The sequence below is a fragment of the Alkalihalophilus pseudofirmus OF4 genome, assembly GCF_000005825.2.
GTDB lineage: Bacteria > Bacillota > Bacilli > Bacillales > Bacillaceae_D > Alkalihalophilus > Alkalihalophilus pseudofirmus.
The window spans coordinates 2,738,476-2,752,875 of sequence record NC_013791.2; the positions used below are offsets into that span (position 1 = coordinate 2,738,476).

A 14,400-nucleotide genomic window follows, 5' to 3' on the forward strand; every position below is an offset into this window, starting at 1 on the left:
TGATCACCTCACTTAAAGATTAACTCTAACGCTTCGTGATGAGGCAGCTCCTCTGCCTCAATAGATAACTCGTCGTTGACATACACCTCAAACTTTGCATCATGCGAGTGAATCCAGCGAAACGCTTCGATTGTTTCTTCTTCCATATCCCGACTGACAACTTTTCCTTCTTCTACACTCATACTTCCTTTTTCGTGCGGTACTCCTGCTCCAAATGAATAAAAAATGGCTTCGATCAAACGTAGAGTGCCATCTTCCTGCAGCTCATATGTTTCTTCCCATGGGGTTTTCTCTACAGAATGAATCCATTTCACTGTCACTTCATCCCCAGGCTCCATGTCAGGAATCTCAATTAACACATTATCCGTACGCTGAATCTGCACTGATCCCGTATATTCTTGATGAGAACAAGCCGTGAACAAAAAAACAAGTATGATTGCCAGAACGAGGTTTTTCATTTTATCACCTAACAAATGATCTAAGCGCACTGTTCTCTTTCTATTGAACAGGCGCTTAGACTAATTTATTTAACTCTTACTTATTCAATCGCACCAACTTCTTTAAGATAGCGCTCCGCACCTGGGTGGAATGGAATCGGCATACCAACATCTACTGTTTCTAATGTAATTTCTTGTGCTGCATTATGAGACCCTTGAATTTGGTCTAAGTTCTCGAATAGAGTTTTTGTAATTTCATAACCAGCCTCTTCAGAGATTTCAGTGGACATAATTAACAAGTTTGTAATCGCTGCTGTCGGAATATCTTCTTCGTTATCATAAGACCCTGCAGGAATGGATTCAGCAGAGAAGAACGGGTAGTTCTCTTCTAAATATTCCATTGCTTCGCCTTCAATTGGAATAATCTTCGCATTATGAGTTGTATCTAAGTCAATTACAGTTGCGTTCGGTACACCGCTTGTAACAAACGCTGCATCGATCATTCCGTTTTTAATTTGATCAATCGCTTCGCTGTATGACAGGTAGTCTTCGTTAATATCGTCATAGCTCATCCCATGTGCCTCAAGCACCATGCGTGCGTTCAGCTCAACTCCAGAGTTTGGTGCCCCTACTCCAACACTCTTCCCGCGAAGATCTTCGACACTTTCAATACCAGAATCTTCTGTTGTGACCACTTGAACAAAGTTTGGATATAGCGCAGCTAATCCAGCCATTGATTCAATCGGATCTTTCCCTTCAAACTCGCCGCTGCCTTCATATGCTTGTAAGACCGAATCAGCCATTGTAATAGCAAGTTCAGCACGGCCGGTATCAATTAAGTTAATGTTCTCTACAGAAGCTCCCGTTGCTTGTACAGAAGAATCAATTCCAAGCTCTGACTCTAGGATTGTTGAGATCGCTCCTCCAATCGGATAATACACACCAGATGTACCGCCAGTAGCAACCGTTACGAATAAATCGCTAAGGTCTGCTCCTTCTGCTTGCTCTCCAGTATCTGCACCATTTTCTTCAGCACCGTTTTCTGTATTTGCATCGTCTCCCCCACATGCGGCAAGAACAAGTAAGGATGCCATTGATAAGCTTGCTATAAATTTCTTCATAAAAAATCCCCCCATTTTGTTTTGTACACTTAACTATAATGCAATAAGTGTGCCAATTTTTTAAATAGACAATTTGTTAACGCTTTCAACGAATCTCTGTATTTCCACACATAGAAAAACCGGCAAAAAATGCCGATGGAGCATTTTTTGCCGGTTTTTATGTCGTCGAAGATGTATATTGTTTAAGTTTATCCCTTAGGCTTCTTTCACTTATCTGCAGCATTTCAGCTGTTTTTTTACGGTGCCCGTCGTTGTATTCTAACGTCTCAAGGATAAATTGCCGTTCTAGTTCTTTTAAAGTCAGTCCAACAAATACAGAAAGATCACCATCACCTGATTTAACCTGTGGTTTAGCAGATCTTAAATGGAGCGGTAAATCCTCCACTTCAATTGTTGCTCCGCTTGCGAATACCATCGAAGACTCTAAAATATTGGCAAGTTCACGTATGTTGCCAGGATAAGAATAAGATGAGAGGATTCGGGATGCGTCTTTTGAGATCCCGCTTACTTCTGTGTTCATCTCCTTATTAAAGGTTTTTATTAAATGAGAGATGAGCAGCTGCAGATCTTCCTTTCTTTCCCTTAGGGGCGGAAGATGAATCGGGATGACATGAAGCCTGAAATAAAGATCTTCTCTGAACTCCCCTTCCCTCACTGCTTCCTCTAAATCTTTATTTGTAGCAGCAATCACTCGCACGTCTAATGATTGGGTAGAATTTGAACCAAGCTTTGTTACTTCCCTGCGCTGTAACACTCGAAGCAGCTTTGCTTGCAGAGCAAGAGGCATGTCCCCAATTTCATCTAGAAAGATCGTCCCGCCATTCGCCAGTTGAAATTTCCCATCTTTGCTCGAGACAGCTCCTGTGAATGCCCCTTTCTCATAACCAAACAGTTCACTTTCTAAGAGATGCTCTGGGATAGCTGCACAGTTTACCGTTTCTAAGTGCTGCTGCTTGCGCTTCCCTGAATAATGAATCGCACGGGCGACAAGCTCTTTTCCTGTCCCGCTTTCTCCTGTTATCAGCACATTAGAGTCCACATTTCTTACCTTATCAATTAATTTGAATACTTGCTGCATACCATCACTTTGGCCGATTAACTCCTCATATCGGTACTTCTTTTCAAGTTCATTGCTTAATTGCTCCACTTGCTCATGCAAATATTTAAAATGAAGCGCTTGCTTTATGACCGTTTGTAATTCATCCATATTGATTGGCTTCGTTAGATACGAATATGCTCCCTTTTGAAGCGCTTCAACAGATGAAGAAATAGTGCCATATGCTGTAATCATAATCACTACTATCGATGGATGCGTGCCTTTGATCTCTTCTAAAACGTTTAACCCGTCCACTGCGCCAATTTTCAAATCCAGCAAAACTAAATCAGGGAGAATAGAGTCTATCCTCTTTTTCCCCTCCTCCGGGTCGGTCATAGCCTCTACGTGATAATCATCTTCAAGGGCAAATGTCAGTGACGAACAAATCGATGCTTCATCATCAATGATTACGATTTTTTTCATGAATTATCGCTCCTAAACTGTAGTGTTACCTTTGTCCCAATACCTTCTTTGCTTTCAATTAATAAACTGCCTTCATTCTCATGCACATACTGGTGTGCAATGGCTAAGCCAAGCCCTGTCCCTTTTGTTTTTGTTGTATAAAAAGGCTCTAAGACTTTTTGTGTCTCCTCCTCTGTCATCCCTATTCCGTTATCTTCAATCATAAAGACTACATCACTTCCATTAACATCCAAACGTAAGCACAACTCTCCGTCTCTTGCTTCTTTTCTTTTTTCGTCGACATCCTCTATCGCGTCAATTCCGTTTATGATTAAATTCATAATCACTTGCTTTACTTGGTTCGAATTAGCATAAATAAATTGCTCTTCTTGTAAGTCTAGACGTAAATTAATTCCTTTATTAAGCAACGTTCGCTCAAAAAGAATGGCACAATCCCTCACTAGATCTGTCAACTGGACCGATTCTTTTTCATGTTCTCTTGGACGAGCATAGTCAATTAACCCTTCAATTAACTGATTGACTCGATCGATTTCTTTAGGAACATACGTCGAGATCTCCCTTTGAAATCGTTCGTTATGAAGCTTTTTTGGAATGAGTTCTGCAAATGTCTTTATAGAAGTAAGCGGGTTCCGAATTTCATGGGCGATACCGGCCACTACTCTGCTTAGTGCCTGGCTTTTTTCTTGTTCAAACACTTGAAGTCTCATCTGCCGCTCTTCTGTTATATCTTCAAACGTTACAATGACCCCTATCATTTCCCGCTGAATATTAAATAAGGGGTAAATATAATAACGTAAATAATAGACCCGGCCATCCTGCCGTCTCCATGTTGTCTCTTTTCCGAGAATGGATTCCTGCTTTTCAAATACTTGATGAAAGGCCGCTTGTAACAACTGTGATATAAGTTCTACTGATTGATACGATTTGGTTAGAATACTCTTATCTTCTCCTGCAATATTTAAAGCTTTTGAATTAAGAGAAGTAATCATACCCTCTTCATTCACTGTCACAATTCCCCTTGGTGAGCTGTCTAATATTTGACGTTGGTACTCATCACTATTTTTCGTCTGAGTAATTTGCTCTTGCAATGTTTTATTTAAGTCTTTTAAGACATGTGTTTTTTTATCTACTTCTGCTTGGAGCCTTCTATTCCACCTTATCGCTAAAAACGTAATGATTAATACAGCGAGAAGCAGTCCGACGGTTACTTTTACTGCAAGCCATAAACGGTCGGTTAAGAGGTTTTCATTCCCAAACCACTGTTCATGTATTTCGGCATACGTTCCGTTTTGTTTGACGGTTCTGATTGCTCGGTTTAATTCATCGACTAAATCAGGCCGTTCTCTTTGAACAGCCATAGCATAATCAATCGGCAGAAGGTAATTTCCGACAATTCGGAATTCAGTGTCCGTGCCGCTTTCTTTAAGCAGATAATCAGCGGTTAAGACATTTCCAACAAAAGCATCCGCACGTCCCATTAATAATAATTGCATCGCTGTTCTTTGATTGCTTGTCACATGATATTGTATCCGTCTAATTGTTCGCAGGAATTCATATTCTGTTGTCTCTTTTTGCAGTGCTGTTTTCACATTTGTCAGCTGCGAAATCCCCTCGATCGTTTCATCGGCTTCCGCGACTACAAGACCGACAGATGTGTTGAGTACTGAATCTGTATAATTCATCGTCGCTGTTCGCTGCTCATGAAAAGAAGCAGATAAGACGATATCAACCTCTTGACTTTCAAGAGCATGATAGGCTTCTTCTTGTGTCATCGGTTTATAAATGAGTTCTTTTCCGAGATATTGATTTAACTCCTCCATCAAATCAATTAGAAAACCCTCATGCTGATTTCCCTCTAACATATGAAGGGGGGGCAAATTAGGGTCATATGCGATCCTGATTGCTTCTTCTGCTCTTGCGCTTGGGCTCAATAGAAGCAAGGCCGCTAGGAGAAATATAACTAGTTTGGGTGCATTCATCCTGGTGTCTCCTTATGTATAATGCTTGCAATTACGTTTGTCTAATCCATTCGTTGAAAAATGACTCCACTCTCATGATTATTTCGCAACATGCCTAGTCGTATGGTATCATACAGTACGTAAGGAAAACAGAGAATTGAGGGATAAACCAATGAAAACCGTCGTTACGACGTTGAATGCCAAATATATCCACACTTGTTTGGCACTTAGATGTTTAAAAGCTTATGCAGAACCTGAATTTCCAATTGAAATGGTTGAATATACGATAAAAGATCCTGTCATGAATATTGTTTCTGATTTGTTTGAGCGTAAACCAGATGTGATCGGCTTCAGCTGTTACATTTGGAACATAGAAGAAACACTTAAAGTCATTGAAATGCTTAAAAAGGTCATGCCTGAGGTGAAAATCGTATTAGGGGGACCGGAAGTTTCTTATGACACGAAAGAGTGGCTTGAGATGACCCCTGATGCAGACTTTATTGTCGTCGGTGAAGGGGAAGAGACCTTTAAACAGCTGCTTGAAGAATTATCAACAACAGCTAAGTATCATATGGTCTTTGGCCTTGCTTATCGTAAAGGGGAAGAAGTGATTATTAATGCTCCCCGTCCGAAGTTAAAGCTAGATGAGGTTCCTACCCCTTATCGCTTTGATGAAGATTTAGACGGGTTGACAAAAAGGGTGACTTATTTTGAAACAAGCCGCGGATGCCCATACAGCTGTCAATTCTGTTTATCTTCTATTGAAGTAGGCGTGCGATATATTGATATAGATCGGGTAAAAAGTGATTTATTGTACTTGATTGAAAACGGGGCTAAGCTGATCAAATTTGTAGACCGCACGTTTAATATAAAAAGAGACTATGCGCTAGAAATCTTCCAATTCTTAATTGATAACCATCAAGGCTGCGTCTTTCAATTTGAAATCACCGCAGATATTATGCGTCCGGAAGTATTATCCTTTTTAAACGAACATGCTCCTAAAGGCATTTTCCGTTTTGAGATCGGTGTTCAGTCAACAAATGATGCGACAAATGAACTTGTACAGCGCCGTCAAAACTTCCAAAAACTCACTCGTACTGTGACGATGGTTAAAGAAGGCGGCAAAATTGATCAGCATCTAGACTTAATTGCTGGCCTTCCTGAAGAAGATTATAACTCATTTAGGAATACATTTAATGATGTATTTGCTCTTCGTGCCGAGGAACTGCAGCTAGGTTTCTTAAAGATGCTAAGAGGTACCGGCCTTCGTCTTCGTGCGGATGACCATAATTATGTGTATATGAACCATGCTCCATATGAGATTTTAAGCAATAATATTCTTCCGTTTTCTGATATTGTACGTATTAAACGAGTAGAAGATGTATTAGAGAAGTATTGGAATGCCCACCGGATGGATACAACAATTGAATACCTTGTGGAAAAAGTGTTCGACTCTCCTTTTGATTTCTTTCAAGAGTTTGGTGATTTCTGGGAATCAAAAGGCTGGTCTAGAATCGGCCATCAATTAGAAGACTTATTTACACGTCTTTATCAGTTTTTAGAAGCGAGATCGACGGCTAGCCTCGATTTTATTAAAGGGCTCATGATGATTGATTACTTTAAAAATCATAAGCATAAACCTCGTAAAACATGGTGGGGCTTTTCTTTATCTAAAGAACAGCAAAGTGCTATTTTACGCCGCTTAGCAGAAGCACCCGAGCAAGTAAGCGAAGAGTTCAGTTCATTTAAGTTGAATGAAAAAGAACTTCACAAGCATACAATGATCGAAGTTCTGCCATTCTCATTGAAATCGTACCAAGAGGATGGCACAATTGAAGGGACTGAAGAGCTGTTAATTGCCTATTTCAATCCTAAGGTCGAAAAAAGCTTATTATATACAGCACCTCTCAAATCAATGGCCGTACGTTAAACTCACTTTAAAAACACTGTAAAAACCAATGTCCTAAAGGCATTGGTTTTTGCGTTTGATTGCGTTTGATTGCGTTTGATTTGGGTTAGCTGTTTATTTGTGTAATAATGAAACGATTAACTTATTCGTTCAGGAGGCAGATAAAATGAATACAATTATTAACACTCAGTTAAATCATCGTTCCTATCGTTCTTACACTTCAAAAAAAGTAGAACCAGTAAAATTAGATGCGGTTATTAAAGCTTCACAAGCTGCCCCTTCATGGATTAATGGCCAGCAAGTATCAATCATTGCTGTTTTTGACGAACAACGAAAAACGCGCTTGTCTGAATTAGTCGGCAATCAAGCATATGTTGCACAAGCTCCTGTGTTTCTCATATTCTGTGCCGATTTTTATAGAGCTCAACTTGCAGGAGAGGTGCATGGTAAAACGCTTGAAGCCATCAATGATGTCGATGCCCTTCTAGTTGGTGCCACAGATGTTGGACTAGCTATGTCAAATGCCATTACTGCTGCTGAATCTCTTGGCCTTGGCACCGTGCCGATCGGAGGCATACGCAAAAATCCGCTTGAGGTGATTGAATTGCTAGAGCTCCCAAAGTATGTGATACCCATTGCAGGCTTATGCTTAGGATACCCTGGTGAAGACCCTGGCTTAAAACCTCGTCTCCCAAAAGAAGCGATCTATCATGAGGAAAGCTACCAAACAGATGTAGCGCCATTGATTGAATCATATGATCAGTCTATGAGTGCATACATGCATAAGCGGACGAACGGAGCCCAATCTACTTCGTGGAGCGAGCGGGTTTCAAGCTTTTACGAGAAACCTTACTATACGTCTATTGCCCAAATGCTTGAGAAGCAAGGCTTTACATGTAAAAACATTAAAGAATAATGATTAAAGAAAACCCGCAGAGCTCTGCGGGTTTTAATTTGCATATGGGTATACATTTGTAACAGGATTTTTTTGAGGCCGACCAAAATAGTACCCTTGAGCTAGCGGAATTTTTAAGTCTAGACAGAACTCTGCCTCTTCCATCCTTTCAATTCCTTCTGCAAGTAACGTAATGCCGTACGCGTCTGCCACACTGACTATTTCTTTGATTTTAGCCTGCTTGATTTCATTTTGATCACAGTAATCGATAATGGCACGATCAATCTTGGCAAAATTAGGCTTAAGTTCTTTTAACACATCAACTGTGGCATAACCAGCTCCTAAATCATCTAGAGCCACATGAATTCCCTCACTTTGATAAACCGTAAAAATCTTTTTCAAATGGTTTACATCATGAATTTTTTCTGTCTCCACCACTTCAAACACTAAATCTTCCGGACGAATTTGATGGCGTTCTACTGCTTTTAACGTGCTCTTCAAACAGTGAGCAGGATCATAGATCGAAGAAGGCAGAAAATTAATGAATCGTTTCATCCCATTTTCTAACAATTTCGAGCTGATTTCAATTGACGAAATCCGTGCTTGGCTGTCTAGAATAGATTGTAAACCTGCTTTTTGAGAGAAAGAAAACAGACTGCCTGGATTAAATGATAGATGCGGCGGTGTAGGCCTGACTAGAAATTCATACCCGTACACGTCATTCGTTTGTAATTTGATGACAGGCTGAATATGCTGGGTAAATAGCCCTTCGTTAATAACTTTGACTAGAGGCCACTGCATAATCCGTTCTCTTAACTGGACATAGGGAATAAATCGGGCAAAATGTTCCTCCCCGTATGCTGAATATGTCGCTTGCACTTCTTCACTTAAAAGTAACTCTGCATCTAGCTGCTCTAGTAATTGAAGCAGCTCTTCTTTGCCAGCATACTCGATATAAAAGATATCATTTTCATTTACTATGTATGTAAACTTCTCATGCTGTAATCTCGTAATGAGTTTCATCATCTTATGTTCTTCCTTCACTCTCACAAGCAACTGGCCTTTATCTGGAAGATCAGGAATATGACCACATCTGGTGCAACTGTTCAAACGAACTCCTCCTCTAATGTATATTGTAAGTACTATACCACCTTTATAGTTATTTCAAACTAATACTATTGTAATATGTTTATTCTGTTTTGACATGTTTGATGCACTAGAAAAAGCCATGTTTTTTATACATGGCTTTCACTTTTTAATTACTGCTCCCTGATGAGGCTATTTTTTTGTCATTTCTAACAGCTCTAAAGCTGCTTTAGTAGCTGCAGCCTCACCTGATAAGACTTGGTGCTGCATTTCAGGAAGGCGGCTTTTAATTATCTCCTGTTCATAAAACTGTGCAAGAACTTGCTCCTCAATCAAATCTTTAAACCACCTGAGAGCTTGTTCATTTCTTCTTTTTAAGAAAAGGTCATTCTCTTGCATATGCTCCTTATGTTCTTTTATAACAGACCAGATATGATCGACACCCTCACCTGTCAAAGCAGAAACAGTGTAGGCCTTCGTCGCCCATCCTTCTGTGATCGGCGGCAGCAGGTGAAGCATTCGATTCAATTCCACCCTGGCTTGTTGTGCTGCTTGTTTATTAGGTCCATCCGCTTTATTAATAAACATCGCATCGGCCATTTCCATAATCCCTTTTTTCATTCCTTGGAGCTCATCTCCTGCTCCAGTCAGCATTAATACAAGAAAGAAGTCTACCATTGAGCGGACAGCTACTTCGCTTTGACCAACGCCGACAGTCTCTACAATAATCACATCATAGCCTGCCGCCTCACATAAAAGAAGCGTTTCGCGGGTCTTTCTAGCTACCCCGCCAAGAGTGCCACCTGCAGGGGAAGGTCTGACATAGGCATTAGGGTGGCGCGATAATTGCTCCATTCGAGTTTTATCACCTAAAATACTGCCTCCAGTTAGAGTGCTAGAAGGGTCTACGGCTAATACCGCTACCTTATGCCCCCTCTCACAGAGCATCATTCCGAATGCTTCAATCAGGGTGCTTTTTCCTGCTCCTGGCACACCTGAAAAGCCAATCCGAATAGAGTTTCCTGTATGAGGCATTAACTCTGTTAAGACATCCTGAGCTAATTTCAAATGTTTCTTTGCATTGCTCTCCACTAGGGTGATCGCTCTTGCCAAGACGGCTCGATTTTGCTCTTTTACACCCTTTACATACTCATCAACTGTTAACTGCTTTCTTTTAGGGGGCTGTGCCATACCTTTTCTCCTCCCTTTTCGAACGAAAAAACTAAATCTAAAAAGAAAGAAGAAGTGTTACTCCACTTCTTCTTCTAAGCCGAGCTCTCTTTTAATTCTTCAAGAATCTGCGCTGCTGCAACCGGGATCACTGTACCAGGGCCAAAAATGGCTGCCGCTCCGTTTTCTTTTAAGAATTCATAGTCTTGAGCAGGAATAACTCCGCCTATAATCACTAAAATATCTTCACGTCCATGTTTCTTTAATTCTTCTACTACTTGTGGCAATAGCGTCTTATGACCAGCAGCAAGGGAACTCATTCCAATCACATGGACATCATTTTCTACTGCTTGCAGAGCGGCTTCTGCTGGCGTCTGGAACAATGGCCCGATATCAACATCAAACCCCATATCAGCAAATGCGGTAGAAATCACTTTTGCTCCGCGATCATGACCATCTTGACCCATTTTTGCAATCATAATTCTCGGTCTGCGTCCTTCTGCTTGTTCAAATTCATCCGTTAATTTGCGGATATTTTCCATCTCTTCATTCTCTCCAAACTCAGAACGGTACACCCCGCTAATTGATCGGATGACCGCTTTATGTCTGCCTACTACTTTCTCATAAGCCATAGAAATCTCACCTAAACTAGCACGTGCACGAGCAGCATCTACTGCTAATTCTAATAGATTTCCTTCACCTGTTTCTGCAGCTTTGGTGATTGCAGCTAAAGCGGCTTCTACTTTCGCTTCATCACGCTGTGCACGCAGCTTTTCTAAACGGCGGATTTGCGCCTCGCGAACGACTGTATTATCGATATTTAAAATATCTAACGGCTCTTCTGCGTCCAGACGATAAGTATTTACCCCAATGATTGTTTCTTTCTTAGAATCAATATGCGCCTGTCTTCTAGCCGCAGCTTCTTCAATTCGCATTTTCGGAAGCCCTGTTTCGATTGCTTTAGCCATCCCGCCAAGCTCTTCAATCTCCTCAATATGAGCCCATGCCTTTTCTAGAAGCTCAGCCGTTAGAGACTCTACATAATAAGAACCTCCCCACGGATCAAGTACGTTAGTCAAACCGGTTTCATCTTGTAAGTAAAGCTGAGTATTACGAGCGATCCTTGCAGAGAAATCCGTAGGTAGGGCAATGGCTTCATCTAATGCGTTCGTATGAAGGGATTGCGTATGCCCCATTGAGGCTGCCATCGCTTCAATGCAAGTACGCACAACATTATTATATGGATCTTGCTCCGTTAAGCTCCATCCTGATGTTTGTGAGTGGGTGCGAAGCGCAAGTGACTTATCATTTTTAGGATTAAACGGCTTAATCAGTTTCGCCCAAATTAAACGAGCTGCGCGCATTTTCGCCACTTCCATATAATAATTCATGCCGATTGCCCAGAAAAAGGACAGCCTAGGCGCAAATGAATCAATATCAAGCCCTGCTTTTATACCCGTTCTTACATACTCAAGACCATCAGCTAGTGTATAGGCAAGCTCGATATCCGCTGTCGCACCAGCTTCCTGCATATGATAACCGGAGATACTAATACTATTAAATTTCGGCATGTACTTTGAAGTATATTCAAAGATATCAGCAATTGCTTTCATAGAAGCTTCTGGAGGGTAAATATACGTGTTACGTACCATATACTCCTTCAAGATATCATTTTGAATTGTACCGGTCAGCTGTTCTGGCTTAACGCCCTGCTCTTCTGCTGCAACAATGTAGAATGCCAAGATCGGCAGTACAGCCCCGTTCATCGTCATAGAAACAGACATCTGATCAAGCGGGATCCCGTCAAATAATATTTTCATATCAAGAATAGAATCTACGGCCACACCTGCTTTACCAACATCTCCAACTACTCGTTCATGGTCACTGTCATAACCACGGTGGGTAGCTAAATCAAAAGCAATCGACAATCCTTTTTGGCCGGCTGCTAGGTTTCTGCGATAAAACGCATTACTTTCCTCTGCTGTTGAGAACCCGGCATACTGTCTAACCGTCCAAGGTCTTGTTTTATACATAGCTGGGTAAGGTCCGCGAAAGAACGGGGCAAGTCCCGCCACATAATTTAAATGCTTCATTCCCTGTGTATCATCTTTGGAGTAGCTAGATTTAACTGCAATCTTCTCCATCGTTTCGATTGTGTCAACCGTTTGTTCCACTTGACTCTCTGTTACAGACTGGCCGTCAAATACAGGAAACGCCATCTTTTCAAAGGATGGTTTTGTCATTGTCTGGCCCTCCAATTCCATAGATTCATCAGCTGCTCATAATGATTGGCCCTCATGTGTATATACTCCGTTGCTGCTGCTTCATCTTTTTGTTTCCCCGTTATATAAATGCGTACATCATGAGAAATCATCTGTTTCAGCTCGCTAATTAGAGCAGGTGCATGCTCTTTCAAATCTTCATCGGTGCCGCATATAACAAAGACATGTTCTTTTGCTAAGTCGCTTGCACTATTTTTAATGGAGTCTGCATTAAATGGTGATTCTACTTCAAAGCCTCCTGCTCTAAAGTATCCCGCAGCAAAATCAGCTCGAGGCTTATATTTTGCTAAAGGCCCGATTCCGATTAATACAGCAGATGCACGCTCTCCTTTTTTCTGTTCAAACTGCTTACTCAAATCTCTCATCTGCTCATACGGCATAGATAGTCTTCTAGATTCAACCGGCTCGGAAATTCTAGCCTGCTCATTGCTGTCTTCAACTATCACCTTATACATGGCAGACAGTGAATATCCCTCTTTTGCAGCATGTAACCATTCATCAAAAGAAGCAGGCTGTACCTCAAGTGACTTTTCTGCCGTTCTTGTGCGATCAATGGCCCATTCTGCGGCCTCTTTATTTTCGTGAAGCAACGCTTCATCTAAATTAGCATACTGGTTTACTCCAACTACTGTTTGCTTTCTTGTTTCAACATCCTCAAGCCTTGCTTCCCATGTCTCATTAATCCAAGCCTGAGGCAGACCTTCAGCTAATGCTTGAGACATCCCTCCGCACGCTTCAATCTCTTGGAATTTCTGCCATGCTTTTTTAGCGATCTCATCTGTTAAGTGCTCCACATACCATGCACCGCCTGATGCATCCTGAGTAGCTGCAAGATGACTCTCTTCCATAAGAATTAAGGAAGTGTTCCTTGCAATTCTTCTGGAAAATGAAGTAGACGGCTGAATCGGCTCATCAAACGGGCTTACTTGAATGCTGTCTGCTCCTGCTACCGCTGCACTAAATGCCTCACTTGTCCCACGCAGCATATTCACATAAGGATCAAGCTTTGCTTTTGTAAAAGCAGATGTCCGGGCATGGATAAACATTTTAGATCCTTCTTCGCTTGCTCCGAACGCTTTCATAATCGCTGCCCATAATAAACGGGCGCTTCTAATCTTAGCTATCTCTACAAATGACTGGCTTCCAATCGAAAATGAAAAAGCCATCGCACTTCCGGCTTGATCTGCTGAGAGCCCTCGATTCATTAACTCTGACACATACTCCACACCTGTTGAAAGAGCGCATGCCAACTCATCCGCAGCCGATGCTCCCCCGTTATGATAGGCATCACTCTGCACTAGAACCGTACGGATGTCTTTTTGCTTATCGATGACCCACTTACTCGCTTCCGCCATATCGTCATAGCTTGCTGATAGACTGAATGAAAGCTCACCTTGCTTAGCTAATTCACTTAAAGGATCACAAGCAATGATTCCACATAATTTTCCTTCATCAATAGAAGCAGCAACTGTAGACAACACCGGACTTAATAGAGCACCCGTATATAGATGCATCGGGTACTTTTCTACATCGATCCCTTCAAAAATCAGTTGAAAATCTGCAGCTGATTCTACTTTCACTCCACGATCATCATCTTTTTTGGGATTGCCTTTTGCTGCTTCATCAAGCACTAGATGAAGTACATTTTGACCTCTTGCCAGATCATTAAGAGCATGTTCATTTAAGACCTCTGGAGTGGCACCGCTCAACTCTTGACTGACTCTCCATTTATCTCGTTTATGCTCAGTACCTCTCGTAAAAGGGAACTGTCCGGGCTGCTCAGATAGAGTAGCTAGGCTTTCTACATCTTTTTCTTGATACATTGGCTCAGTCGTAATGCCCTCATAAAGATTTGTTAAAAGTTTCTTTTCAAATGGAGCACCCTTTAAGGAACGTTCGGCTGCTTGCCGCCATTCTTCATATGTTGGTATCGGAAATTCGCTAAACTTATCCAGGTCCTTAGGCTTCATAGCGTTCCGGGAGCCTACTTGAGGCTCACCTGCTCACTCCCTTCTCTTCTTAG

Annotated in this window: 10 protein-coding genes; 2 read left to right on the top strand and 8 right to left on the bottom strand. The window is 41.5% G+C overall.

Features of this window, described 5'->3' with window-relative positions; translation table 11 throughout:
• Nucleotides 1–8: 8 nt before the first annotated feature.
• The 4 genes from BPOF4_RS21250 to BPOF4_RS13940 form a co-directional block, all read right to left on the bottom strand.
• Nucleotides 9–458 (bottom strand): DUF1850 domain-containing protein, encoded by a 450-nt coding sequence (locus BPOF4_RS21250; RefSeq protein WP_049779896.1) that lies wholly within the window; start codon nucleotides 456–458, stop codon nucleotides 9–11.
• A gap of 80 nt (nucleotides 459–538) precedes the next feature.
• Nucleotides 539–1,558: a TAXI family TRAP transporter solute-binding subunit gene (locus BPOF4_RS13930; RefSeq protein WP_012959826.1), complete on the bottom strand. Its 1,020-nt coding sequence runs from the start codon at nucleotides 1,556–1,558 to the stop codon at nucleotides 539–541.
• Between the two features lie 157 nt (nucleotides 1,559–1,715).
• Entirely contained in the window at nucleotides 1,716–3,077 is a 1,362-nt protein-coding gene (locus BPOF4_RS13935; protein WP_012959827.1) for a sigma-54-dependent transcriptional regulator, read from the bottom strand.
• Complete coding sequence (locus tag BPOF4_RS13940; RefSeq protein WP_012959828.1) at nucleotides 3,074–5,056, bottom strand: transporter substrate-binding domain-containing protein; 1,983 nt, start codon at nucleotides 5,054–5,056, stop codon at nucleotides 3,074–3,076. Before BPOF4_RS13940 ends, BPOF4_RS13935 begins: the two co-directional genes overlap by 4 nt.
• 151 nt (nucleotides 5,057–5,207) lie before the next feature.
• On the opposite strand from BPOF4_RS13940, the gene BPOF4_RS13945 reads away from it, so the two are divergent.
• Entirely contained in the window at nucleotides 5,208–6,965 is a 1,758-nt protein-coding gene (locus tag BPOF4_RS13945; protein ID WP_012959829.1) for a B12-binding domain-containing radical SAM protein, read from the top strand.
• A 145-nt stretch (nucleotides 6,966–7,110) separates the two neighbouring features.
• Nucleotides 7,111–7,860, top strand: a complete 750-nt coding sequence (nfsA, locus tag BPOF4_RS13950; RefSeq protein WP_012959830.1) for an oxygen-insensitive NADPH nitroreductase — start codon at nucleotides 7,111–7,113, stop codon at nucleotides 7,858–7,860.
• Between the two features lie 33 nt (nucleotides 7,861–7,893).
• On the opposite strand, the gene BPOF4_RS13955 is transcribed toward nfsA, so the two are convergent.
• The 4 genes from BPOF4_RS13955 to BPOF4_RS13970 all read right to left on the bottom strand — a co-directional run bounded on the left by BPOF4_RS13955 (nucleotide 7,894) and on the right by BPOF4_RS13970 (nucleotide 14,347).
• A complete protein-coding gene (locus tag BPOF4_RS13955; protein WP_012959831.1) occupies nucleotides 7,894–8,949 on the bottom strand; it encodes an EAL domain-containing protein in 1,056 nt (351 codons plus the stop codon).
• Nucleotides 8,950–9,117: 168 nt separating this feature from the next.
• Nucleotides 9,118–10,116 (bottom strand): methylmalonyl Co-A mutase-associated GTPase MeaB, encoded by a 999-nt coding sequence (gene meaB / locus BPOF4_RS13960; protein WP_012959832.1) that lies wholly within the window; start codon nucleotides 10,114–10,116, stop codon nucleotides 9,118–9,120.
• Nucleotides 10,117–10,190: 74 nt separating this feature from the next.
• A complete protein-coding gene (scpA, locus tag BPOF4_RS13965; protein ID WP_012959833.1) occupies nucleotides 10,191–12,338 on the bottom strand; it encodes a methylmalonyl-CoA mutase in 2,148 nt (715 codons plus the stop codon).
• Entirely contained in the window at nucleotides 12,335–14,347 is a 2,013-nt protein-coding gene (locus BPOF4_RS13970) for a methylmalonyl-CoA mutase family protein (protein ID WP_012959834.1), read from the bottom strand. Before BPOF4_RS13970 ends, scpA begins: the two co-directional genes overlap by 4 nt.
• Nucleotides 14,348–14,400 lie beyond the last annotated feature (53 nt).

Coding starts and splice junctions, on each gene's coding strand:
- BPOF4_RS13970 (WP_012959834.1), bottom strand. CDS start 14,347: ATGAAGCCTAAGGACCTGGATAAGTTTAGCGAATTTCCGATACCAACA.
- BPOF4_RS13935 (WP_012959827.1), bottom strand. CDS start 3,077: ATGAAAAAAATCGTAATCATTGATGATGAAGCATCGATTTGTTCGTCA.
- BPOF4_RS13940 (WP_012959828.1), bottom strand. CDS start 5,056: ATGAATGCACCCAAACTAGTTATATTTCTCCTAGCGGCCTTGCTTCTA.
- scpA (WP_012959833.1), bottom strand. CDS start 12,338: ATGACAAAACCATCCTTTGAAAAGATGGCGTTTCCTGTATTTGACGGC.
- nfsA (WP_012959830.1), top strand. CDS start 7,111: ATGAATACAATTATTAACACTCAGTTAAATCATCGTTCCTATCGTTCT.
- BPOF4_RS21250 (WP_049779896.1), bottom strand. CDS start 458: ATGAAAAACCTCGTTCTGGCAATCATACTTGTTTTTTTGTTCACGGCT.
- BPOF4_RS13930 (WP_012959826.1), bottom strand. CDS start 1,558: ATGAAGAAATTTATAGCAAGCTTATCAATGGCATCCTTACTTGTTCTT.
- BPOF4_RS13945 (WP_012959829.1), top strand. CDS start 5,208: ATGAAAACCGTCGTTACGACGTTGAATGCCAAATATATCCACACTTGT.
- meaB (WP_012959832.1), bottom strand. CDS start 10,116: ATGGCACAGCCCCCTAAAAGAAAGCAGTTAACAGTTGATGAGTATGTA.